The organism is Flavobacterium sp. RSP15, assembly GCF_003968755.1.
Classification (GTDB): Bacteria; Bacteroidota; Bacteroidia; order Flavobacteriales; family Flavobacteriaceae; genus Flavobacterium.
In genome coordinates this window covers 314,703-337,320 of the sequence record NZ_RYDL01000003.1, presented here as the reverse complement: position 1 = coordinate 337,320, position 22,618 = coordinate 314,703, and the positions used below count along the sequence as shown (strand labels likewise).

Sequence of the window (22,618 nt, the reverse complement as noted above, 5' to 3'; positions counted from 1 at the left end):
CTGTCTGATTCTAGACCTTCGCTAGCGCGAGCGTCCCGCTCGTGCCCACAATCTAAATCAATTCAAATCAATTTCTAAAATCGTTTGGTCGTTATTTCCATAATTCCTAGCACTACTATATTTCCAATCTATCGGATCGGTTACAAAACCAGATTCTACAGGGTTTTGATGAATATAGGTAAGCTTTTGTTCAAAAACTTTTAACGACCAAATCTCAATGGGATGATTATCCTGTTGCCAAAATTGTCTATGCTTTACATTGCTATTCTTTTTTCCTGCTCGTTCCATAATCCAAAGCATCCATTCTCTTCGACTTTCTTGAGCGTTTTCTTCAATTGTTTTGAGCAATTTTTTTGATGTAAAACCTTTGAAGTCACGCATCAATCCTGATGGGTCTCCATTTTCGGAACGAAATATTAAATGCACATGACTAGGCATAATACAATAGCCGTAAATCTCCATTCCCTTTTTCTTTCGACAAAAGTCCAATGACTCAATAATATTACAAAAATATGCGTCTCTAGTAAATACATCAATCCAATTTACAGTTGCGAAGCTCACAAAATAAGCTCCCGTTTTCTCTCCAAATTTATATTTTGTGCTCATTTAGTTTATATTGTTTCTGCTTTGTGGGCACGAGCGAGATGCTCGCGCTAGCGGGGTTGCTAAAACGTTCGCAAGTATATTTTAAATCTTTTTCAAATCTGTCGCAGATTATTGAGTAGATTTTTATTAATTTTAGGGCTTTAGGCTGATTAATCATATATTTAAACGTGCGTTAGATACACTATAAATATACTGGTTATCAGCTTATTAATATAATTTTAAACAGATATTTCTTTCTTTTTAAACCCTTGATTCGCATTAATATTGTGTTTACTTTGTGGGCACGAGCGAGACGCTCGCGCTAGCGGGGGGTTTGTTAGTGAAATATAAAGGATATAAAATAACAGAACTATAAATCCTCTTGAAAAACGCTCTAAAATCTTTACGACAACTCCATAGTGTTGACGGACGTACAATCGGTTCTGTTCAACCCGGGTTTCATTGTTCGTGCTGCGCACGCAACGAATCCCTAGCTGTTAGCGATAGTTTTTTATTTCGTTTCTAATAATCTTCAAAATCTCTGTATGATAATAAAACGTTTTCTTTAAATCATCAGTATCATATGCAATGTTTTCAAGTACAATGACATTTGTTTGGCTTTTCGGAAAGTAATAGCTCATTGAAACAAATCCAGGAGCAAAGCCTGTCTGTCCTAATTGTAATATATTCTCATTTGTGTCAATAGTTATTCCATAACCATATTCTGTAATTCCAAAAATTGGATGCTTTCTGACTGCACCTTGTTGTTTTGTTTCTAACATTTTCATAGTTTCATTTTCTAATAATTTTCCACTATAAAATATTTTGTTCCAAATATTTAAATCTTTTGCGGTTGATATGAAAGAACCTGCGGCAACATAGTTTTGAAAAGTTTTATTTTCAAATTCAAGCTTACCACTTTCAATTTCCGTGTAGCCTTTTACCAAATTATCATATTCTTTAATATTTGGATGAAAAGTATTTTTCATTCCACATTCTTTGAATAAGTTTTTTGAAAGTTCTGCAAATGATTTCCCCGAAGTTTTTTCAATTATTTTAGCTAATAAATCATAGCCAATTTGTGAATATGAATATTGAGTTCCAACTTTAAAGGTTGTTGGTCTGTCAATTTGGGTTATACCGTGCATATGTGTCAATAGATGATGAGCAGTAACTGTGTCTGCCCAACTTTGGGTCAACTCTGGTAAATAAGTATGAATTGGCGTAGATAAGTCTAGATGTCCTTTGTCAAATTCCCGAAGCACTAAAACGGCTGTAAATTGTTTGCTAATTGAGCCGATAACAAATTGGTCATTAATTCTTAAGACCTTTTTTTTGTCAATATCCGAATAGCCATACATTTTTGAATATTTTGTCTTTCCTTTTTGGGAAATAAGTATTATTCCATTAAATTGTTTTGTTGTTTTGGCTGAAATTAAAATATCAATTTGTTTCTCAACATTATTTTGCTGACCAAAAGTTACAATTGTAGTTTTAAAAAAAATGAGTAAAAATAATATGAATTTCATTATTGTTCTTTAAGTTTCTGTGTCCTTCAAAATTATCGCTAACTAGTATATAGGCGATACAAACCTTCGTATATACACCCAAATATGGGTAGATTGGCGAAGGTTTGTATCGCTTTATTATTTTCCAAATATATAAATAATTCTTTACAAATCATTAAACGCATTTTTTATTTATTGTAAGTTTTTTTTTGTAAACGTGTGTTTGATCGCTGCTCTTTTATGTATCGCAAAACCCCTTGCCCTGACCGCAGCGAAAAACGCATGCCGGTTGCCAACCACTTTTTTCTGGTGGTGGCAGAGCGATCAAAGGAAGCTCCTGCCAGCGCCTAGAAAATGGGTGGGCGACCAAATAGCTTGCAGCGTAGGGCGGGAATGGCTCCAGAAATTAGATCCTGAAATAAATTCAGGATAAAAAAAATTCCCCAACTACTTTCGTAATTGAGGAATTTAATTTAAGGTATCGAAACGGTTATTAGTTCACGATAACCCATTGTCCTGAAGCGATTAGACTCTCTGCTTTTTTGTATTTCATTTCTTGTGTTTGTCCGTTAGCCACGTTTTGAATAGTTACGTTGTCATTACGATTAATTTTTGGCATATCGCGCACAATCGTTTCGGTTACTTGACGTTGTTGGGTTTGTCCGGCCTCACGGTTGGCTGCTTCGCTACTCACAATCTCGTCTTTGCTCAATTGATAATCGTCTTGTTGACGTACTTCTTTCGCTTCTTGAATTTGTTGGTTTTCTTGAGCCGGTAAATCCCCTTTGAACAAGAACGAAATCACTTCTTTATTTACATTGTCTATCATGGCTCTAAACAAATTGAACGCCTCGAGTTTGTAAATAAGTAATGGATCTTTTTGTTCGTGAACCGCAAGTTGTACCGATTGTTTCAACTCATCCATTTTGCGCAAGTGTTTTTTCCAAGCTTCATCTACAATAGATAAGGTAATATTTTTTTCAAAATCAGCAACAAGTTGAGCTCCTTCAGTTTCGTAGGCTTTTTTCAGATCAGTAACTACATTCAACGATTTGATTCCATCTGTAAATGGAACTACAATGCGTTCAAATTGGTTGTTTTTGTCTTCGTAAACATTTTTTATAATAGGAAATGCTTCTCTCGCGCTTCGTACTGTTTTTTCGGTGTAATATTCTAATGTAGCTTTGTACACTTTACCTGTTAATTCCATTTCGCTGAGTTTTATGAACTCACTTTCAGTAACCGGTGATGTAATAGAGAAATAACGAATTAACTCAAACTCAAAGTTTTTGAAATTATTAGTCGCTTTGTTTTGATCAATAATAAGTTCGCAGGTGTCATACAGCATGTTGGCAATATCCAATTTCAATCGCTCTCCAAACAAGGCATGACGACGGCGTTTGTACACTACTTCACGTTGCGCATTCATGACATCATCATATTCCAGTAAACGCTTACGAACACCAAAGTTATTTTCTTCTACTTTTTTCTGGGCACGTTCGATCGATTTAGTCATCATGGAATGCTGAATCACTTCGCCTTCCTGCAATCCCATTCGGTCCATTACTTTTGCCACTCTTTCAGAACCAAACAAACGCATGAGGTTGTCTTCCAGAGAAACATAAAACTGAGAACTTCCAGGATCACCCTGACGTCCTGCACGACCACGTAACTGACGGTCTACACGACGCGAATCATGACGTTCCGTACCTACAATTGCTAATCCACCTGCGGCTTTCACTTCGGCAGATAATTTAATATCGGTACCACGACCCGCCATGTTTGTTGCAATTGTTACCACACCAGGTTTCCCTGCTTCTTCAACAATTTGCGCTTCTTGTTTGTGCATTTTTGCATTCAAGACATTGTGTGCAACACCTCTCATTTTCAACATTCGGCTTAACAATTCTGAAATCTCTACTGAAGTTGTGCCAATAAGAACCGGTCTCCCTGCTTTAGATAATTCTGAAACGTCTTCGATTACGGCATTGAATTTTTCACGAGTAGTTTTATAAATAAAATCTTCTTTATCTTTTCTGGCCATTGGTCTGTTCGTAGGAATCTCTACCACGTCCAGTTTGTATATTTGCCACAACTCACCTGCTTCAGTAGAGGCTGTTCCTGTCATTCCTCCCAGTTTGTTGTACATTCTGAAGTAATTCTGTAATGTAACTGTTGCAAATGTTTGTGTTGCTGCTTCAATTTTTACATTTTCTTTGGCTTCAATGGCTTGGTGTAAACCGTCAGAATACCGACGACCGTCCATGATACGTCCCGTTTGCTCATCAACAATCATGATTTTGTTGTCCATGATTACATATTCTACATCTTTTTCGAATAAAGCGTATGCTTTCAAAAGTTGTGTCAGGGTGTGGATGCGCTCACTTTTGATTCCGAAATCTTGAAATAATTTTTCCTTCTCTTCCGCTTCTGCATCTTTATCAAGTTTTCTTTTTTCGATAGCGGCAATTTCGGTTCCAATGTCCGGAAGTACAAAAAAGTCAGAATCAGTATCTCCGGAAAGGAATTGGATACCATTGTCAGACAGTTCTACCTGATTGTTTTTTTCTTCAATAACAAAATACAAAGCCTCATCAATCTTGTGCATTTCTCTTTTGTTATCCTGCATGTATTGATTTTCGGTTTTTTGAAGCAATTGTCTAATTCCTTCTTCACTCAAAAATTTAATCAATGCTTTATTTTTTGGTAATGCTCGGTAGGCTCTTAACAATTGGAATCCACCATCTTTGGTATTTCCTTCTTTTATTAATTTTTTAGCTTCAGATAGGAAGCCGTTTGCCAATTGACGTTGTAAACTAACCAAATTTTCAATTTTCGGTTTCAATTCGTTAAACTCATGGCGATCTCCCTGAGGAACTGGACCTGAGATAATTAATGGTGTTCTTGCATCATCAATCAAAACAGAATCGACTTCATCGACAATCGCATAATTGTGTTTTCTTTGCACTAAATCTTCTGGAGAATGTGCCATATTATCTCTCAAGTAGTCAAAACCAAACTCATTATTGGTTCCGTACGTGATATCAGCATCGTATGCTTTTTTTCGTCCTTCTGAGCTTGGCTGATAATTGTCAATACATTCTACTGACATACCATGAAATTCAAATAAAGGTGCTTTCCATGTACTATCTCTTTTTGCCAAATAATCGTTGACAGTCACTAGATGTACTCCGTTTCCTGTCAATGCATTTAAGTAAAGCGGCAAAGTTGCCACTAATGTTTTTCCTTCACCTGTTTGCATTTCTGCTACTTTTCCTTCATGTAAAACCATTCCGCCAATTAATTGTACGTCGTAGTGAATCATGTCCCAAGTAATTTCTTTACCCGCAGCACTCCAAGAATTTGCCCAGATCGCAGTGTCTCCATCTAGAGTTATATAGCTTTTTGTTGCCGAAAGTTCACGGTCTTTTGCAGTGGCAGTTACAATTACTTGTGTACTGTCTTTGAAACGTCTAGCCGTTTCTTTGACTACAGCAAAAGCTTCCGGAAGAATTTCTAACAACGTTTTTTCCGAAATATCATAAGCCTCTTTTTCCAGCGCATCAATAGCGACGTAAATATCCTCTCGTTTGTCGATATCTTCAATACTTTCAACTTCTACTTTCAGAGCACTAATTTTAGCATCTTTTTCAGAACGGTCTTGTTTTATTTTTTCTTTGAAAAATGCAGTACGCGCTCTAAGCTCATCATTAGATAATGCCATTAGAGGAGTTTCAAAAGTTTTAATTTTGTTAAGATACGGCTGTAAAGCTTTCACATCTTTTTGAGATTTATCCCCAACAAAGACTTTGATAATACTATTTATAAAACTCATAATATGTTTTTATTTCTGTTTGTGTAATTCTGTAAATTTAAACAAAAAAAAAGCCTCTTTAGAGACTTTTTCTTGGTTTACTTTTTAATATTCATCCTCATTCCAAAGATAATCTTCGTCTGTAGGATAATCTGGCCAAATTTCTTCCATTGATTCATATATCTCGCCTTCATCTTCTATAGACTGAAGGTTTTCTACTACTTCTAATGGAGCTCCTGCTCTAATAGCGTAGTCAATAAGTTCGTCTTTGTTAGCAGGCCACGGTGCATCACTTAGATAGGATGCTAATTCTAATGTCCAATACATCTTGTTGTCTGTTTAGTTTTGTGCAAAAATAAATTTTTTACTGAAAAAGACAAGTAAAAAATCATTTATTTTAATAAAAAGTTAAGAACGTTTTTTTTGATTTAAATTTTGCGGTTAAAAAGTTTGCATTTTTTCACTATAAATACAACTGAAAAAGACCTTAAATGCTGCAAATTATTTTCTAGGAATCCATTGAACTTCCGTAGCTTTCAGATCATGAGACAACTTTCGTGCCAACACAAAAAGGTAGTCAGAAAGTCGGTTCAGGTACTTTATTGCGATTTCTGCAACCGGTTCGTTGTGGCTTAAATGAACTGCTAAACGCTCCGCTCTACGGCATACGCAACGTGCTATATGACAATATGACACGGTTGTATGTCCGCCAGGAAGTACGAAATGAGTCATGGGTGGTAATGCTTCTTCCATGCTGTCAATTTCATTTTCCAACAGTTCAATATCTGATTCAATTATTCCGAGTTTTTTCAAACGAAGTTCGCCGTTTTTCAGTACTTCTTTTTCCGGTGGCGTTGCTAATATAGCGCCTACTGTAAACAAACGATCCTGAATCTCGATTAGAATTTCTTTGTAATGGGAATTCATCTCCTGATCTCGGATTAGTCCAATGTGAGAATTCAATTCGTCTACCGTACCATAACTTTCTATTCGTGCATGATCTTTTGGGACTCTGGTTCCGCCAAAAAGTGCCGTGGTTCCTTTATCACCAGTCTTTGTATATACTTTCATCCAAGGTTTGTGTTAATTTGTAATTTGTTTGATGGAAACAAATTTACTGTATTAATTCCACTATTGCCGTAACAAATCGTTCCAGTGAACCTTCACTTAAATTGAAATATAAATCAGGTTCAATGCATTCAATTTCCATTAAATAAAGTTCATTATCAATCAGTATCCCATCTACCCTGGCGTACAGTAAGTTCTCTTGAAAAGTATCAACAACTTTTTGTGCTTTTTCAATCAATTCTGAACTGGGATGTACCAAATTATAGATACCACCAAATAGGGACTGTACTCTAAAATCTCCATCTACCGGCTTTTTGTTAACCGCATGAGAGAATTTTTTATTGAAAAAGATAAATGAAGTTTCACCTAGAGTTTGAATCTCCGGCATAAATTCCTGTAACAGCAATTCTTTCTCTGCAGCTATGGTCGCATATTTCTGGTTTATTTCTTCACTATCTGATGTTTCAAAAACTTCAGTGAGATACGATCCTGCCGAAAATGCAGGTTTTATGACTGCTTTTTTCCAATGGGAAGGTAGGTGTTCAGCTAGATTCAGAGTGTCTGTTTTGTCAATAAATACGGTTGGTAATATTGTGATTCCTTGCTTTTGCATTTCACGCAAATAAAACTTGTGTATGTTTTGTTTGATTATTTCAATCGGGTTAAGTGTTTTGATACCTAGTTTTTCTATTTGGTGGAGCCAAATATTAAATTCGGTTTCTTTTTCGAAATAATCCCAAGTATTGCGAAAAATTAGGTAATCAAAATCAGCCCAGTTAATGGTTTTGTCACTCCAAATCACCGCTTTGGCGTTAATATTATGTTTGGCTAGTGCAGGAATTATTTTTTGATCTTCAGGATTTAAATCGGGAAGTTTTTGGCAGGTTAGTATGGCGATATTCATTTTAGGTACTAGTTTTTATTTGGGGTTTAAAAGATATTTGTAAGTGAGATTTTTTAGCCCGGATAGAAGCGGTATCCTGTTTCTTTTTTCTTTTTAAAAAAGAAAGAGATACAAGCGTATAGCCGGAAAAAGCTCCTAAAAAAAATTATTTGGTCGTATCGCTTTCAATAATTCCGTCACGCAATCGTATAATTCGATGCGCATACGCGGCAATTTCTTCTTCGTGCGTTACTAAAATAACGGTGTTCCCATTGGTATGGATGTCTCCAAAAAGTTTCATGATTTCAAGAGAGGTTTTGCTGTCTAAATTTCCTGTAGGTTCATCCGCTAAAATGATGGACGGCTTATTGACCAAGGCACGTGCAATTGCCACCCGCTGGCGTTGACCTCCTGAAAGTTGGTTGGGTTGGTGATCCATTCTGTCAGCAAGATTTACTTGTTCTAAAACTTCCGTGGCGCGTTTATTTCTATCAGATTTAGAGAAACCGGCATAAATCATGGGTAAAGCTACATTGTCTAGTGCGGTAGTTCTGGGTAAAAGATTGAAAGTTTGGAAAACAAATCCTATTTCTTTATTGCGAATTTCGGCTAATTCATCATCTTTCATCTGGCTGACATCCTTCCCATTCAGGATGTAATTACCAGAAGTTGGCGTGTCTAAGCAACCTAATAAATTCATTAAGGTAGATTTTCCGGATCCTGAAGGTCCCATTAATGCTACGTACTCGCCTTTATTTATTTCTAAATCAATGCCTTTGAGAACATATACAATTTCATTTCCAAGCACAAAATCTCGTTTGATATTGGTTATTTTGATTAGCGGGTTTGCCATTAGAATGTATGATTTTTTGACCTTCGACGGTGCGTAGGGTGCTATTAAATTAGATTTTAAAAGTACAAAAGACTTTTGAATTATTAATAAGTAGATGTTTTTTAAATTTGTTACATTTTGAGCTTAGATTTATGCGGTCAGATAATTTTTTATTAATGAAGCACTTGCGTTTTTTTCTATTTTCTTTGTAAATGTATTTTTTAATACGTTAAATCATTCTATTAAATTTTATGTTATTATAGTATAAATTTGTATAATTCACACTTTATTGGTGTTTATTTCGTAATTATTTTAATTATTTATAACATTTTTTGGTTATAATTGATAATATAATAATATTACTTATTTTTGTTAAAAGTATTAATCAAATCAAGAAGTTATGAAAAGTACAAAAATGGTGTTAGGAATAGCGGTAGTCGCTTTAGGATTTGCCTCCTGTAAAGATGAAAAAACAGAGCAAGCGGAGAAAATAGTGGATTCTTATGTGATGTATGTGGATTCATTAGGGAATGTTTCTTCCGAGGATGCTAAAGCAAACTGGCGAGGAATTGAAGCTACGTATCAATTAAAAAGTGGTGATGCAAAGGCAGCATTGGGAAATATGAAAGACAATGCGGAGGCGCAGAAATACCTTGATGAAGCAAATGCTAAATACGAGGCTTTGAAAGCAAAATACGAAGCCGAAATAGAGGCTCAAGATAAAGCCGCCGCTGCTGCAAACTCAAAACAACAAATGAGGAACGCTTTATTTGGTGAAGGGAAAGTGGGTGAGGATATGAGTTTTGCTTGGGTGGATAAAGACAATATTCTTAGCGTGTACCAGCAATTTGTAGATGCTGTTGAAACGAATAAAGATAAGTATTCTCGTGAAGACTGGGACGAAATCAAATTGATGTATGAAGCATTGGACAGTAGAAAAAATACAGTTGAAAAAGAAGGACTTTCAGTGGATGCTAACAGAAAAATTTCGGGTTTAAAATTAAAATTTGCACCAATTTATACGCTAAACAGAATGGGAGCAAAATCTGGAGAAATGAAAAAAGCTAAAGAATAAAAAGTAGTTATTCGATATTGAAAATGGCAGTCAGCAATGGCTGTCACTTTTTTTAGGTTCGAATCACAAAATGTTCTTTTGGTTGTTCTCTCCTAAATAATACCAATCCCCACTGAAATGTGTCAATTGTTACCGTTACTTTGGGATGGTTTTTTATAATTTCCCAAGCTTGTTCCATTTCTGGCGACCAGTGAATGTCATCGAATATCCAAAGGGTTTCGTTCGTAATGGTAGGAAGTAATACTTCAAAATAGTCTAATGTTGCTTTCTTGGAGTGATTGCCGTCGAAGTAAATTAAAGAAAAGTGTTCAGTGTTCAGTGTACAGTTTTGCAGATAAGCATTGAACTCTGTTATTTCGGAACATATAGTATTGAAATTGAATTTTTTAAATTGCAATTGAGCTTGTCTAGCGGTTTCAGGACAACCTTCTAAAGTGATTATTTGGACTTTTGAATTGCCTAAAGCTAGGGCAGAAGTCGCCAATCCCAATGAAGTTCCAATTTCTAAAATAGAGTCCGGTTGAAAATAATTGGTGATTCTAAAAAGTAATTCAGCTCGCTTGGGAGAAATTCCTGCTGTTTTGGCAATCTTGGCAATTACTCTGGAATTCGATTTAAACACTTTGGAACCCGCACCAAAATCAGTGACTTCAATGGTATTATTATTTGCTAAAAGCGAGTTTCTATATTTTCTTAAAATCGTATATTCCGGTTTTGATTTTTTATCATAAAAGCATCTCGTCAATAAAGTAAACACAAATGGCGAATGCACCGCATGCTCATTTTTTGAGTGCCAAAGGAATTGTAAATACGATTTGATTTGAAACAGCATGAAACTTTTTTGTTACACAGAGATTCTCAGAGAGAAAACACGAAGATACACTGAGTTTTTCAATTTTGTGAATCTTTGCGGTTGCTTCGTGCATCTTGGTGAAAGAACATTGTGGGTGCGAAGATAGTAAGATAATAGTCGAAAGTCAAAATACAATTCTATCATCTTTGCGCTTCGACTTCCGACTGTATTGCTTTGAAACATTACGACTTTAAAAAGGCTATCTTTGCGCCCTTGGAATTTACACAAGAATAATATCCATTTTTTTTACGATGATGATTGAACAAATAGAACATAAAACTACGATAAGCTCTGAAGAAATTGACCGCTGCATCGCTATTTTAGCACAATTGAATACGGATACGGATCAAATATTTGATATTCCAAAAGAGCAACGCACCGCTTTAATCAAAGCGGCAGGTATGTTTTCCAGACCCGATCGTGACGAGCTTTCTCGGAGAAAAAAAGACGGTAAAGTGGCTGCTAAACGCAAAATGGAAAAGCGTGACAGAACCGCCCGTAAGGTAACCGGAATCCGCCATGCGCGTGAAGCAAGTGTTTTTATGGCGCCAAAACTTTTGGCTTACAATGATCTTGTGAACAAAGAACAATTGGAACTGGAAACTCCACGAAACTGTTACGTGTGTAAAACGGAGTTTACTAAAATGCACCACTTTTACGATACAATGTGTACCGATTGTGGCGATTTTAATTATGCCAAACGTTTTCAAACCGCAGATGTAAATGGGCAAGTTGCCGTTATCACAGGTTCTCGTCTAAAAATTGGATATCACATTACATTGATGTTGTTGCGTGGTGGAGCAACCGTTATTGCAACGACTCGCTTTCCGGTGGATTCCGCATTGCGTTTTTCTAAGGAAGACGATTTCATGGATTGGGGACATCGTTTGAAAATTCACGGATTGGATTTGCGACACATTCCAAGTGTAGAGATTTTCTGCAATTTTATAGAGCAAAAGTATGAGCGTTTGGATATTCTGATTAATAATGCAGCGCAAACGGTGAGGCGTCCTGCGGGATTTTATACGCATCTAATGGAAAATGAGGAGCGTTCTATCGGTTCTTTGCCGCAACAGGCACAAGAATTATTACTGGATCATACGAATTGTCTGGATGAATTAAAAGTTTTGACAGCAGGGGCTTCCTCCAATCAGAATATGCCGGTGACTTGGCACGGACCAGAACCTGGAATTGGGTTGCGGGCTTCCGCTAAATTGTCTCAAATTCCGTATTCGTTTGATAATGCTTTGGTGGCAAATGAAGTTTTCCCGGAAGGGGAACTTGATGCCGATTTACAGCAAGTCGATTTGAGAAAAACCAACAGCTGGCGTTTACGTTTGGGACAAATAGAAACCACAGAAATGATCGAAGTGCAACTGGTAAATTCCGTGGCGCCTTTTGTATTATGTAACCGCCTTTCGGAAGTGATGAAGAAAGAGAACACTGGAAAAAAACACATCATTAATGTGTCGGCGATGGAAGGGAAGTTTCATCGCTTTTTCAAAGAAGACCGTCATCCACATACCAATATGGCCAAAGCTGCTTTGAATATGCTGACACATACTTCCTCAGGAACTTTAGCAAAAGACGGCATTTTTATGAATGCGGTTGATACCGGCTGGGTAACCGACGAAGATCCTGCAGAATTAGCCAAAAGAAAACAGGAAGAAGAAGATTTTCAACCGCCATTGGATATTGTAGATGGCGCAGCACGGGTTATGGATCCGTTGTTTGACGGTATTAATACAGGAAAACATTGGTGCGGGAAGTTTTTGAAAGATTACAATCCGATTCCTTGGTAGAAATCCCCCTAACCCCCGAAGGAGGAATTAAAAATGGTTAAAAATAAAAGAACCACAACAGAATTAAATTTGTTGTGGTTTTTTTGTGATTACTATTGTGAGCGCAAAGTCAGAGACATTTGCGCAGCATAATCAAGAACTATTGTATGCTTTGAAGAGCGGGCGCAAAGTCAGAGACATTTGCGCAGCATAATCAAGAACTATTGTATGCTTTGAAGAGCGGGGCTGCAAAAAAATAAGGAAAAAATCTGAAATTATATTTAAACCAGACTTTTTTTCAGGGTAATAAAATACTTAGAGCCTGTTTAGATGAGCTAGGAAGGGAATTTTTGATTTTTATTAAAACTTTCGGATAGCTGTGAAAATAAAACTACAAAGCATCGAATGGACTTTCTATTAATTCTAATATTTCTTACTAATTTGTAATCACTGTTTTTTCTAAAAAAAACACAACCCCAACATTTCTAGCGTTACCGCTAAAAATATTAGGGTTGTGTATTGATAATTAGTCAGTTTTGTCATTGCGAGGCACGAAGCAATCACATAACGAGAGCAACAAATGGGATTGCTTCGTGCCTCGCAATCACTCTAGCCTTCTATCTTCGCGCTCAGTTCAAACCATCTCTCCTCTTTCTCTTCAATTTTATTGATGATGTTTTTCAATTCGTTCGCTTTCTTTTCAATGTCGGTGTCGGCAATTTTCCCGTCTGAGAATAATTGCTCAATAGCTATTTTCTGAAACTCTAAATCTTTGATTTCTTTCTCGGTTTTCTGGAATTCTTTTTGCTCGTTGAACGTCAGGTTTCCGGTTGGATTATTTTGTTTCCAGTCCTTCTTATCCGCTTTGTTTTCCTCTTTTTGAGCAACATCAGCACTGTCTTCATAAGCTCTAAAATCAGAATAGTTTCCAGGAAAATCTTCCACTACACCTTGTCCTCTAAAAATGAATAAGTGATCCACAATTTTATCCATGAAATACCTATCGTGAGAAACAACTAAAAGGCAACCCGGATAATCTAAAAGGAAGCTTTCTAGAACATTCAGCGTTACAATATCCAAATCATTCGTAGGCTCATCCAGAATCAAGAAATTTGGATTCTGAATCAAAACCGTACACAAGTACAAACGTTTCAATTCTCCACCACTCAATCTATCCACGAAATCGTATTGTTTTTTAGCATCAAACAAGAAACGCTCTAACAATTGTGAAGCCGAAATCAATTTTCCTTTCATCAATGGAATGAATTCTCCATATTCCTTAATTACATCAATCACACGTTGACCCGGTTTTGGGTTTATTCCGCTTTGTGTGTAGTAACCCACTTTTATCGTTTCGCCAATCACCACTTTACCGCTATCAAGCGAAACGTTTCCGGTCAATAAATTCAAGAAAGTAGATTTACCAGTTCCGTTTTTCCCAATGATTCCAATGCGTTCGCCACGTTGAAAATCAAAACTGAAATTATCCATGATCACATGATCCTTGAATTTTTTGGAGATTTTGTGAAGCTCGATAATCTTGCTTCCCATGCGTTCCATATTAATTTCAAGCTCTACTTTATTTTCACGACGGCGACTTTGTGCTTTTTCCTTGATGTCATAAAAATCATCCTGACGGGATTTAGATTTGGTCGTTCTCGCTTTCGGCTGACGACGCATCCATTCCAGTTCTTTTACAAAAAGGTTTTGCGCTTTATCCACACTCGAATTTTCTGATGCAATGCGTTCCTCTTTTTTCTCTAAATAATACGAGTAATTTCCTTTGTATTGGTATAATTTTCCGTTATCCAGTTCGATGATTTCGTTACAAACACGCTCCAAGAAGAAACGGTCGTGAGTCACCATAAACAACGTAATATTTTCTTTAGTAAAATAGCTTTCCAGCCATTCAATCATCTCTAAATCCAAGTGGTTGGTAGGCTCATCCAGAATTAATAAATCGGGACGATTGATCAAAATAATAGCTAATGAAAGTCTTTTTTTCTGTCCACCAGAAAGATTTTTTACTTTCAGTTTGAAATCTTCCAACTTCAGTTTGAACAGGATTTGCTTGTATTGTGTTTCAAAGTCCCACGCATTGTGCTGATCCATTCCGTCAAAAGCTTTTTGGTAGGCTTCTTCATCTTCCGGATTTTCTAATGCTTTTTCATACGCTTCAATCACTTTCAAAGTCTCATTATCCGATGCGAAAATGCTTTCTTCAATCGTCAATTCTTCCTGCAAATTGTTATTTTGCGAAAGGAAGGCCATTTTGATACCTTTTCTGAGTACAACTTGTCCGGTATCTGATTCTTCCAAACCGTTAATGATGCTCATGATAGTCGTTTTTCCAGAGCCATTTTTGGCAATGAAGGCGATTTTTTGGTCTTTACTAATTCCAAAAGAAATGTTTTCAAAAAGTGTTCTTTCTCCAAAAGATTTAGAGATATTTTCGACAGATAAGTAATTCACTTTGTAGGGTATGAGTTATAAATTATAAGAGATGCCTGCATTACTAAACATAACTTTTTTGCAAAAGTAATTCATTTATATTAGGTTTCAAGTTTTATCGTTTAAGTAATGTTAAAACTAAACATGATAACCTGTTTTTTAGGAGCGAATGACTTGGTTTTAGTTGGAACTAAAGGTCCAGCTTTCATTCTAAATGAAATTCACTGAACACCGATGAAAATATTAACTTAGTGAAGTACTCTTTTAGTTTTTAAAGAATAAAAAGGATTTTCCCTTCCATCGGGGCTAGTGGAGAAACATGTTTTTTTTAATTTTCAATAAAATGACGTAAATTTGAGTGGTTAAAAATTTGTATCATGAAAACGGAGACTTTAAAAATCAGCATCACGCAAAGAATCTTAAGTATTAACGACAATAAGATTCTTAGTAAAATAGCAAAACTTCTTGATGAAGAAAATATAGTTGGTTATGACGCAGATGGAAACCCAATTTCTGAAAAAGAATATACTAAAGACATTCATGAGGCTTTACATCAATTGAATGAAGGAAAGTTAGAAACCTATTCTAGTGAAGATGTCAGAAAAAAAATTCTAGGTTAATGAGGGTGCTTTGGAGTAAAAAAGCATCAAATGAACTAGAAGCTATTTATAAGTACATAAAAAAAGAAAGTCCTCAAAATGCTATTTTAGTATTTAATGAAATTTATGATTTGGCAAATTCTCTGCCGAATTTTCCTTATAAATTTCCGGTTGAGCCAATAATTAATATCCAAAAAGTTAGATTTGTGGCCATTTGGAGTTTTAAAATTAATTATTCCGTAGAGAAAGAAAGTGTTGTAGTTTTGAGAATTTTCAACACGAAACAAAATCCCAAAAAACTAAAACAATAAGCTTTGCAACTATCCGTCATCATTCTCAATTACAACGTTCGCTATTTTCTGGAGCTCTGTGTTTTAAGCGTTCAAAACGCATTAGAAACCATTGACGGCGAAATTATTGTAATTGATAACAATTCTTCGGATGACAGTTGTGCAATGATGCAAAAGCTTTTTCCTAACGTAAAACTCATTCAAAACAAAGAAAATATTGGCTTTCCTAAAGGCAATAACATTGGGGTAGCCCAAGCGCAAGGCGAATACATTTGCGTTCTGAATCCCGATACTGTTGTTGCCGAAGATACGTTTGTGAAAGTATTGGCTTTCGCCCAAAAACAATCGGATTTAGGAATCGTGGGCTGTAAGCTCATCGATGGAACCGGAAGATTTCTGCCCGAAAGCAAACGTGGCGTTCCGACACCTTGGGTCGCTTTTACCAAAATCACAGGTTTATACAAATTATTTTCTGGAACATTCGGGAAGTATTATGCGCAACATTTAAGTGAAAACCAAACCGGAAAAGTAGCCATTCTTGTGGGTGCTTTTATGGTTATGAAAAGAGATTTGTATCTTGAAGTAGCCGGATTTGATGAAGATTGTTTCATGTATTCTGACGATATTGATTTGTCGTATCGAGTCCTGAAAGAAGGAAGATTCAATTATTATTTCCATGAAACGACCGCAATTCACTACAAAGGAGAAAGTACGGTTAAGGATGAAACGTATATGAAACGGTTTCAGGAAGCGATGAATTTCTTCAACAAAAAGCATTTTAAAAGTGCTTTATTTTTCTCCCTTTTTATGAAAATTGGGATTGTCTTTTTTTCTTTGGCGAAAATGTTTCAAGGGAAACCAGGAATAAAAATCATTCCAAAATCATATCTTTTGTATTCAGCTAACCAAAAATTAGCAGATAAGCTCCATTTGGTTTTGCAAAAAAAAGTCCTGTTTCACGATTTGAAAACAGAAAAAACAGTAATTTCGTCTGCTGTTAAAAGTAAAATAGGTGCAGAAATTATTTTAGATAACGAATTCATTTCTTTCAAAAAATGTATCGCAATTCTCGAATCTTCAAGGAATAAAGGATTTACCTTTAAAATTATACCAAAAAACGCTAATTTTTTAATAGGAAGTAATAATAGTAATGAGAGAGGTGAGATTATAGAAATAGAGTAAAAAATTACATTTAATGTAATTTATGTTTGAAATATTTAGTAATTTCGCAAACTGAAAATCAATATCACCTTTTAGGTTAACAATATGGCAAGATTTGAATTAAAACTTCCAAAAATGGGAGAAAGCGTTGCAGAAGCAACCATTACAAACTGGTTAAAAGAAGTTGGCGACAAAATTGAAGCGGATGAAGCAGTACTTGAAATTGCTACTGATAAAGTAGACAGTGAAGTGCCAAGCGAAGTTTCGGGAATTTTAGTAGAACAACTGTTTGGTAAAGATGATTTAGTTCAGGTAGGGCAAACTATTGCTATTATTGAGACTGAAGATGGAGCGTTTGTTCCAATTGTTAAAGAAGCTGTAGCTCCTGAGGGTATTGCTGAAGTAACAAAAAAGGTTAATCCCGAAGCTTCAGGATCCAACGAAAGTGTTGCGACTCCGGTAGATTTGTCTTCCGATTACTCGGAATCTGAAAAATTCTTATCGCCTTTGGTAAAAAATATTGCTAAAGAAGAAGGAGTTTCTGTGGCTGAATTAGCAGCAATTTCGGGAACAGGAAAAGAGGGAAGAGTGACTAAAAATGATATTTTAGAGTATGTAAAAAACAGAACGAGTCAGCCTGCTATTGCAGTTCCGGTGGCAGCAGTTCAAAAATCGGTTGCAGTTCCAGCAGCTCAAAAAGCAGCTCCGGTATCCGTAAGCGGTGGTGATGAAATTATAGAAATGGACAGAATGCGCAAGCTAATTGCGGGATACATGGTCGCTTCTGTACAAACTTCGGCTCATGTACAATCGTTTATCGAAGTCGATGTGACAAATATTGTAAAATGGAGAGAGAAAAATAAAGTTGCTTTCGAAAAAAGAGAAGGGGAGAAGTTGACGTATACGCCAATTTTCATGGAAGCGGTTGCTAAAGCGATAAAAGATTTTCCAGGAATGAATATTTCTGTGGATGGCGATTATATTATCAAGAAGAAAAACATCAACTTAGGAATGGCTGCTTCGTTACCAAACGGAAATTTAATTGTTCCCGTTATTAAAAATGCGGATCAGTTAAATTTAGTTGGAATGGCTAAAGCGGTCAATGATTTAGGAGGTCGTGCAAAAGCTGGAAAACTAAAACCGGACGATACTCAAGGCGGAACCTATACGGTTACTAATGTGGGAACTTTTGGAAGTGTTTTTGGTACGCCAATTTTAAATCAGCCTCAAGTGGGTATTTTAGCCCTTGGAGCAATCCGTAAAATGCCGGCAGTAATCGAAACTCCAGAAGGTGATTTTATTGGAATTCGTCAGAAAATGTTTTTGTCACACAGCTATGATCATCGAGTGGTAGATGGAGCTTTAGGAGGCAGTTTTGTAAAAAGAGTCGCTGAATACTTAGAAGCCTTTGATGTAAACAGAGATCTTTAAAAGTTTTACAGATCATAAAAACCCGATTGATTTTTGAAAATCAATCGGGTTTTCTTTTTTTTGAGTTTTTCTTCAACTTTAAGCCTTGAACTTTGAACGAAATTAAACCTAAATTTCTATATTTGTATCCACACAAAATTTAAAAATGGAACTCAAACTCAATAAACCAATTTGCTTTTTCGATCTTGAAACCACAGGAATTGACATCGGAAAAGACAGAATTGTTGAAATCTCAATATTCAAAGTTTTTCCAAACGGAAACAAGGAAAGTAAAACGTGGTTAGTTAATCCAACGATTCCAATTCCAGCACAAACTACCGCTGTTCATGGTATTACTGATGAAAAAGTGGCCAATGAACCTACTTTTAACGAACTGGCGACTCAAGTGTATAATATGATTAAAGACAGTGATTTAGCTGGATTTAATTCGGATCGTTTTGATATTCCGTTATTGGCTGAAGAAATGCTACGTGCCGGAGTAGATTTTGATATGAAAGGAAGGGTTTCTGTTGATGTGCAAACCGTTTTTCATAAAATGGAAGAGCGTACATTGAGCGCAGCTCACAAATTTTATTGTGGAAAAACGCTTGAAAATGCACACTCTGCAGAAGCAGATACCATGGCAACTTACGAGATTCTGAAAGCGCAACTGGATCGCTATCCGGAACTTGAAAACGATATGAAATTATTGTCCGAGTTTACAACAAGAAAGAAAATTGCTGATTTCGCAGGAATGATTGCTTTTGATAAGGATGAGGAGGAGATTTTTACTTTTGGAAAACACAAAGGAGTCAAAGTGGGTAAAATTCTGGAAACAGAGCCCGGCTATTTCAGTTGGATTCAAAACGCCGATTTTCCGTTGTACACCAAGAAAGTTTTAACGGCAATTAAACTACGAAAACTGAATACAAAATAGGTTTTAGTGTATTGGGTATTAGGTGTTGGGGATAAGAAAACCCAAAACCCAAAACCCAAAACCCAAAACCCAAAACCCAAGTTATGAAAATAATCTGTATCGGTAGGAATTATACCAATCACATAGAGGAATTACAAAACGAGCGGCCCACGGAACCTGTGGTTTTCATGAAACCGGATTCAGCCGTTTTATTAAAACAACATCCGTTTGTAATCCCGGAATTTTCGGAAGAGGTGCACCACGAAATCGAAATTATAGTCAAGATAAGTAAAGTAGGGAAATACATCGAGCCTAAGTTTGCTCATAAATATTATGACGAAATTAGTGTGGGAATCGATTTCACCGCTCGGGATTTACAAGACAAATTAAAAGCAAAAGGGCTGCCTTGGGAAAAAGCCAAAGCATTTGATGGCTCGGCAGTTATAGGTGAATTTGTATTAAAAAATGAATTTAGTTCCGTAGAAAATATTACTTTTGAATTAAAGAAAAATAATGAAACGGTTCAAATGAGTAATTCGAGTTTGATGCTCTGGAAAATTGATGAGCTGATTTCATACGTTTCTCAGTTTTTCACATTAAAAATTGGCGATATCATTTTTACAGGAACCCCGGAGGGAGTGGCAGCGGTAAAGCCGGAGGACGTTTTAGAAGGATTTTTAGAAGGACAACAACTATTTAGAATACAAGTAAAATAATGGCAATAAACTACAACCTGTCAAAAGTGTACGCACTGTCGGACAACGACCCTGAATTTGTAAATGAAATTCTGACTTTGTTTGTGACTGAAGTTCCGGCAGATCTAGAGCAAATTAAAGAAGGAATAAAAAAGAAAGACCACAAGCATGCCTATGCTTATGCACACAAAATAAAGCCAACCCTGGATTTGATGGGACTTAATGTTGCTTTTGAAGAAATTCTTCAAGTTGAAGCCTGGACAAAGACTGAAGGTAAAAAGAAAGAAATCAAAGAAACGTTTAAGAGTGTAAAAAATCAGGTGAAAGAAGCCATTAAAGAAATTAAAAAAGACTTTGATTTGTAAAATTTGGGTGTGACCACGCTTTCACTTACGTTACAGCGTGGTCAGGCTATCCGTTGCAAACGACGTTCACTGAACTCCTATTGAAATAATTGTTAGGTGAAGTAATCTCCGGGAAAAACGGGAGGATTTTCACTATTATCCCTCACGCAAAAAAAGGAATCTGCCAATTTACACTTTCCTTTTTTAAATACAGTTTTACAAAATAAGCAGCACCAAAAAAAATGAAAGCAACCATAGTTACCATAGGTGACGAAATTTTAATAGGCCAAATTGTCGATACAAATTCTGGTTTTATAGCCAAATCGTTAGATAAAATTGGTGTTGAAATCAACGAAATGATTTCGATTAGTGATGATAAAAAACACATTTTTGATACGTTTACAGCACTTCAAAACAAAGTCGATTTGGTTATTATAACTGGAGGTCTAGGACCAACAAAAGATGATATTACCAAGAAAACATTTTGTGATTACTTTGAAGATGAATTAGTTGTTGATCAAAAAGTGTTAGCTCATGTCACGCAACTTATAGAAGGTTTTTATAAGCGAACCATTACGCAAATCAATAAAGATCAGGCGCTGGTTCCTTCAAAATGTACGGTGCTTCACAATCAGTTGGGTACGGCACCAGGAATGTGGATGAAAAAGGAAAACACTGTTTTTATTTCGCTTCCTGGAGTTCCCTATGAAATGAAATATTTGGTTGAACATGAAATCATTCCAAAAGTAGTCCGAGAATATGAACGTCCTTATATAATTCACAAAACAATTCTTACCTATGGACAAGGCGAGAGTCTGGTGGCGGAACGAATAGAGGATTGGGAAAATAACCTTCCTGAATTTATTAAGCTGGCTTATTTGCCTGCTCCGGGACGCGTACGATTGCGTCTTTCGGCACGTGGTACAGATAAAAATAAATTAGAGACTGCGCTACTTGAAAATGTGAACTTGCTGGACGCAATTATTCATGATATCATCGTTGGTTATGATGAAGACGAAACGATTGAAGTTGCAGTAGGTAAACTTTTGACCCAACAAAACAAAGCCATAGCCACAGCCGAGAGTTGTACAGGGGGTAAAATAGCAACGCTTTTAAGTGCTGTTGCCGGTGCTTCCAATTATTTTGCAGGAAGTGTAGTTTCGTACTCAACCCAGGCTAAAATAGATGTTTTGGGTATTCCGGAAAGTCTGATAAAGGAATATTCCGAAGTCAGTAAGGAGGTAGCTTCTGCAATGGCTTTGAGCATAAAAAAGAGAATGAATACGGATTATGCAATTGCGACAACAGGAAATGCCGGACCAACAAAAGGCGACTCAAATGCAGAAATTGGCACTGTTTTTATTGCAATAGCAACACCAAAGGAAGTAATTGTTGAAGAATTCAATTTTGGTCAACCCCGTGAAAAAGTGATAGATAGAGCGGTAATAAAAAGTTTAGAACTAGTACAGAAAGAAATTTTAAAAAATGTGCAGTAAATATGTTGCTTAATAGGTTTATTTTTCTTTTCTTTGCACCCTGATTTTGAATAACGATAAAAGATAAGTATAATGTCAAGAGTTTGTGACCTTACAGGTAAAAGAGCGATGGTAGGAAATAACGTTTCTCACGCTATGAACAAAACTAAGAGAAAATTTTCTGTAAACTTAGTTAAAAAGCGTTTTTATCTTCCAGAAGAAGATAGATGGATTACTCTACGAGTAGCTGCATCTACGGTAAAAACAATTAATAAAAATGGAATCGCTGCAGTTTTGAAAAAAGCAAAAGCAGAAGGATTTATTAAATAATCCCTTCCAAAATAAAAAAATAGCAAGATGGCAAAGAAAGGTAATAGAATCCAGGTAATTTTAGAATGTACTGAACACAAAACATCAGGTGTTGCAGGGACTTCAAGATACATAACAACAAAGAACAAAAAAAATACTCCAGACAGATTAGAGATTAAAAAATTTAATCCAATCTTGAAAAGAGTAACTGTTCACAAAGAAATTAAATAATAATTAGAGATTTTAATAGAAATCTAGAAATGGTCACATTTAGAGATTTTATTTAAATTTAAATAACATTTGAATCATGGCAAAGAAAACCGTAGCATCGTTACAGACATCTTCTAAGAGATTATCAAAAGCCATCAAAATGGTGAAATCTCCAAAAACAGGTGCATATACATTCGTAGAATCTATTATGACTCCAGAATCAGTTGATGAATTCTTGAAAAAGAAATAATTTACAACAGCAGTATATAGAAAAGCTACTTTCATTCGGAAGTAGCTTTTTTATTTTCTAGATTTACCATTAGAAATTGTATTTGTTCTTTGGACTTAAATACTTCATT

Annotated in this window: 22 protein-coding genes; 13 read left to right on the top strand and 9 right to left on the bottom strand. The window is 35.9% G+C overall.

What is annotated here, in order from left to right; all coding sequences use genetic code 11:
* Positions 1 to 57: 57 nt before the first annotated feature.
* The 7 genes from EKM00_RS05995 to EKM00_RS05965 form a co-directional block, all read right to left on the bottom strand.
* Entirely contained in the window at positions 58 to 606 is a 549-nt protein-coding gene (locus EKM00_RS05995; protein ID WP_126515574.1) for an REP-associated tyrosine transposase, read from the bottom strand.
* Positions 607 to 1,082: 476 nt separating this feature from the next.
* Positions 1,083 to 2,114, bottom strand: a complete 1,032-nt coding sequence (locus tag EKM00_RS05990; RefSeq protein ID WP_126515573.1) for a serine hydrolase domain-containing protein — start codon at positions 2,112 to 2,114, stop codon at positions 1,083 to 1,085.
* 472 nt (positions 2,115 to 2,586) lie between these two features.
* Complete coding sequence (secA, locus tag EKM00_RS05985; RefSeq protein WP_126515572.1) at positions 2,587 to 5,928, bottom strand: preprotein translocase subunit SecA; 3,342 nt, start codon at positions 5,926 to 5,928, stop codon at positions 2,587 to 2,589.
* A gap of 84 nt (positions 5,929 to 6,012) precedes the next feature.
* On the bottom strand, positions 6,013 to 6,234 hold the full coding sequence (locus EKM00_RS05980; RefSeq protein ID WP_007138072.1) for a DUF2795 domain-containing protein: 222 nt from the start codon (positions 6,232 to 6,234) through the stop codon (positions 6,013 to 6,015).
* Between the two features lie 174 nt (positions 6,235 to 6,408).
* Positions 6,409 to 6,978, bottom strand: a complete 570-nt coding sequence (locus EKM00_RS05975; RefSeq protein WP_126455107.1) for a cob(I)yrinic acid a,c-diamide adenosyltransferase — start codon at positions 6,976 to 6,978, stop codon at positions 6,409 to 6,411.
* A gap of 43 nt (positions 6,979 to 7,021) precedes the next feature.
* Complete coding sequence (locus tag EKM00_RS05970; protein WP_126460292.1) at positions 7,022 to 7,879, bottom strand: ATP-grasp domain-containing protein; 858 nt, start codon at positions 7,877 to 7,879, stop codon at positions 7,022 to 7,024.
* 145 nt (positions 7,880 to 8,024) lie between these two features.
* Entirely contained in the window at positions 8,025 to 8,711 is a 687-nt protein-coding gene (locus EKM00_RS05965) for an ABC transporter ATP-binding protein (RefSeq protein WP_126515571.1), read from the bottom strand.
* A 379-nt stretch (positions 8,712 to 9,090) separates the two neighbouring features.
* Here EKM00_RS05965 and EKM00_RS05960 point away from each other — a divergent pair, with 379 nt between their 5' ends.
* Complete coding sequence (locus EKM00_RS05960) at positions 9,091 to 9,765, top strand: hypothetical protein (protein WP_126455101.1); 675 nt, start codon at positions 9,091 to 9,093, stop codon at positions 9,763 to 9,765.
* Between the two features lie 52 nt (positions 9,766 to 9,817).
* Here EKM00_RS05960 and EKM00_RS05955 read toward each other — a convergent pair whose 3' ends face one another.
* Positions 9,818 to 10,597, bottom strand: coding sequence for an O-methyltransferase (locus EKM00_RS05955; RefSeq protein WP_126455099.1), 780 nt, complete (start codon positions 10,595 to 10,597; stop codon positions 9,818 to 9,820).
* Between the two features lie 272 nt (positions 10,598 to 10,869).
* Between EKM00_RS05955 and EKM00_RS05950 the strand changes: the two genes are divergently transcribed.
* Complete coding sequence (locus EKM00_RS05950; protein WP_126455097.1) at positions 10,870 to 12,420, top strand: SDR family NAD(P)-dependent oxidoreductase; 1,551 nt, start codon at positions 10,870 to 10,872, stop codon at positions 12,418 to 12,420.
* A 588-nt stretch (positions 12,421 to 13,008) separates the two neighbouring features.
* Here the strand turns inward: EKM00_RS05950 and EKM00_RS05945 are convergent.
* Complete coding sequence (locus EKM00_RS05945; protein ID WP_126455095.1) at positions 13,009 to 14,871, bottom strand: ABC-F family ATP-binding cassette domain-containing protein; 1,863 nt, start codon at positions 14,869 to 14,871, stop codon at positions 13,009 to 13,011.
* Positions 14,872 to 15,227: 356 nt separating this feature from the next.
* Between EKM00_RS05945 and EKM00_RS05940 the strand changes: the two genes are divergently transcribed.
* The 11 genes from EKM00_RS05940 (at position 15,228) to EKM00_RS05890 (ending at position 22,509) form a co-directional block, all read left to right on the top strand.
* Positions 15,228 to 15,470 carry a hypothetical protein gene (locus tag EKM00_RS05940; protein ID WP_126455093.1) on the top strand — a complete coding sequence of 81 codons (243 nt, stop codon included), beginning with the start codon at positions 15,228 to 15,230 and terminating at the stop codon, positions 15,468 to 15,470.
* The gene (locus tag EKM00_RS05935) at positions 15,470 to 15,760 is read left to right on the top strand and encodes a type II toxin-antitoxin system RelE/ParE family toxin (protein ID WP_126515570.1); all 291 of its coding nucleotides are present in this window, start codon (positions 15,470 to 15,472) and stop codon (positions 15,758 to 15,760) included. Before EKM00_RS05940 ends, EKM00_RS05935 begins: the two co-directional genes overlap by 1 nt.
* A gap of 3 nt (positions 15,761 to 15,763) precedes the next feature.
* The gene (locus EKM00_RS05930; protein WP_126515569.1) at positions 15,764 to 16,921 is read left to right on the top strand and encodes a glycosyltransferase family 2 protein; all 1,158 of its coding nucleotides are present in this window, start codon (positions 15,764 to 15,766) and stop codon (positions 16,919 to 16,921) included.
* A gap of 84 nt (positions 16,922 to 17,005) precedes the next feature.
* Positions 17,006 to 18,331, top strand: a complete 1,326-nt coding sequence (locus EKM00_RS05925; protein ID WP_126515568.1) for a dihydrolipoamide acetyltransferase family protein — start codon at positions 17,006 to 17,008, stop codon at positions 18,329 to 18,331.
* A gap of 145 nt (positions 18,332 to 18,476) precedes the next feature.
* Positions 18,477 to 19,247: a 3'-5' exonuclease gene (locus EKM00_RS05920; protein ID WP_126455085.1), complete on the top strand. Its 771-nt coding sequence runs from the start codon at positions 18,477 to 18,479 to the stop codon at positions 19,245 to 19,247.
* Between the two features lie 83 nt (positions 19,248 to 19,330).
* Positions 19,331 to 19,942 carry a fumarylacetoacetate hydrolase family protein gene (locus EKM00_RS05915; RefSeq protein WP_126515567.1) on the top strand — a complete coding sequence of 204 codons (612 nt, stop codon included), beginning with the start codon at positions 19,331 to 19,333 and terminating at the stop codon, positions 19,940 to 19,942.
* Entirely contained in the window at positions 19,942 to 20,286 is a 345-nt protein-coding gene (locus EKM00_RS05910) for an Hpt domain-containing protein (protein WP_126455081.1), read from the top strand. The genes EKM00_RS05915 and EKM00_RS05910 overlap by 1 nt, the downstream gene beginning before the upstream one ends.
* Before the next feature lie 221 nt (positions 20,287 to 20,507).
* The gene (locus tag EKM00_RS05905; RefSeq protein ID WP_126515566.1) at positions 20,508 to 21,761 is read left to right on the top strand and encodes a CinA family nicotinamide mononucleotide deamidase-related protein; all 1,254 of its coding nucleotides are present in this window, start codon (positions 20,508 to 20,510) and stop codon (positions 21,759 to 21,761) included.
* Positions 21,762 to 21,833: 72 nt separating this feature from the next.
* A complete protein-coding gene (rpmB, locus tag EKM00_RS05900) occupies positions 21,834 to 22,070 on the top strand; it encodes a 50S ribosomal protein L28 (RefSeq protein WP_126455077.1) in 237 nt (78 codons plus the stop codon).
* 27 nt (positions 22,071 to 22,097) lie between these two features.
* A complete protein-coding gene (rpmG, locus tag EKM00_RS05895; RefSeq protein ID WP_017495179.1) occupies positions 22,098 to 22,280 on the top strand; it encodes a 50S ribosomal protein L33 in 183 nt (60 codons plus the stop codon).
* 76 nt (positions 22,281 to 22,356) lie between these two features.
* Complete coding sequence (locus tag EKM00_RS05890; protein WP_091205215.1) at positions 22,357 to 22,509, top strand: DUF4295 domain-containing protein; 153 nt, start codon at positions 22,357 to 22,359, stop codon at positions 22,507 to 22,509.
* Positions 22,510 to 22,618: the final 109 nt, after the last annotated feature.

Bases quoted from the DNA above. Each gene is read 5' to 3' on its own strand.
- EKM00_RS05995 (WP_126515574.1), bottom strand. From the start codon at position 606: ATGAGCACAAAATATAAATTTGGAGAGAAAACGGGAGCTTATTTTGTG.
- EKM00_RS05990 (WP_126515573.1), bottom strand. From the start codon at position 2,114: ATGAAATTCATATTATTTTTACTCATTTTTTTTAAAACTACAATTGTA.
- secA (WP_126515572.1), bottom strand. From the start codon at position 5,928: ATGAGTTTTATAAATAGTATTATCAAAGTCTTTGTTGGGGATAAATCT.
- EKM00_RS05980 (WP_007138072.1), bottom strand. From the start codon at position 6,234: ATGTATTGGACATTAGAATTAGCATCCTATCTAAGTGATGCACCGTGG.
- EKM00_RS05975 (WP_126455107.1), bottom strand. From the start codon at position 6,978: ATGAAAGTATATACAAAGACTGGTGATAAAGGAACCACGGCACTTTTT.
- EKM00_RS05970 (WP_126460292.1), bottom strand. From the start codon at position 7,879: ATGAATATCGCCATACTAACCTGCCAAAAACTTCCCGATTTAAATCCT.
- EKM00_RS05965 (WP_126515571.1), bottom strand. From the start codon at position 8,711: ATGGCAAACCCGCTAATCAAAATAACCAATATCAAACGAGATTTTGTG.
- EKM00_RS05960 (WP_126455101.1), top strand. From the start codon at position 9,091: ATGAAAAGTACAAAAATGGTGTTAGGAATAGCGGTAGTCGCTTTAGGA.
- EKM00_RS05955 (WP_126455099.1), bottom strand. From the start codon at position 10,597: ATGCTGTTTCAAATCAAATCGTATTTACAATTCCTTTGGCACTCAAAA.
- EKM00_RS05950 (WP_126455097.1), top strand. From the start codon at position 10,870: ATGATGATTGAACAAATAGAACATAAAACTACGATAAGCTCTGAAGAA.
- EKM00_RS05940 (WP_126455093.1), top strand. From the start codon at position 15,228: ATGAAAACGGAGACTTTAAAAATCAGCATCACGCAAAGAATCTTAAGT.
- EKM00_RS05935 (WP_126515570.1), top strand. From the start codon at position 15,470: ATGAGGGTGCTTTGGAGTAAAAAAGCATCAAATGAACTAGAAGCTATT.
- EKM00_RS05925 (WP_126515568.1), top strand. From the start codon at position 17,006: ATGGCAAGATTTGAATTAAAACTTCCAAAAATGGGAGAAAGCGTTGCA.
- EKM00_RS05920 (WP_126455085.1), top strand. From the start codon at position 18,477: ATGGAACTCAAACTCAATAAACCAATTTGCTTTTTCGATCTTGAAACC.
- EKM00_RS05915 (WP_126515567.1), top strand. From the start codon at position 19,331: ATGAAAATAATCTGTATCGGTAGGAATTATACCAATCACATAGAGGAA.
- EKM00_RS05910 (WP_126455081.1), top strand. From the start codon at position 19,942: ATGGCAATAAACTACAACCTGTCAAAAGTGTACGCACTGTCGGACAAC.
- EKM00_RS05905 (WP_126515566.1), top strand. From the start codon at position 20,508: ATGAAAGCAACCATAGTTACCATAGGTGACGAAATTTTAATAGGCCAA.
- rpmB (WP_126455077.1), top strand. From the start codon at position 21,834: ATGTCAAGAGTTTGTGACCTTACAGGTAAAAGAGCGATGGTAGGAAAT.
- rpmG (WP_017495179.1), top strand. From the start codon at position 22,098: ATGGCAAAGAAAGGTAATAGAATCCAGGTAATTTTAGAATGTACTGAA.
- EKM00_RS05890 (WP_091205215.1), top strand. From the start codon at position 22,357: ATGGCAAAGAAAACCGTAGCATCGTTACAGACATCTTCTAAGAGATTA.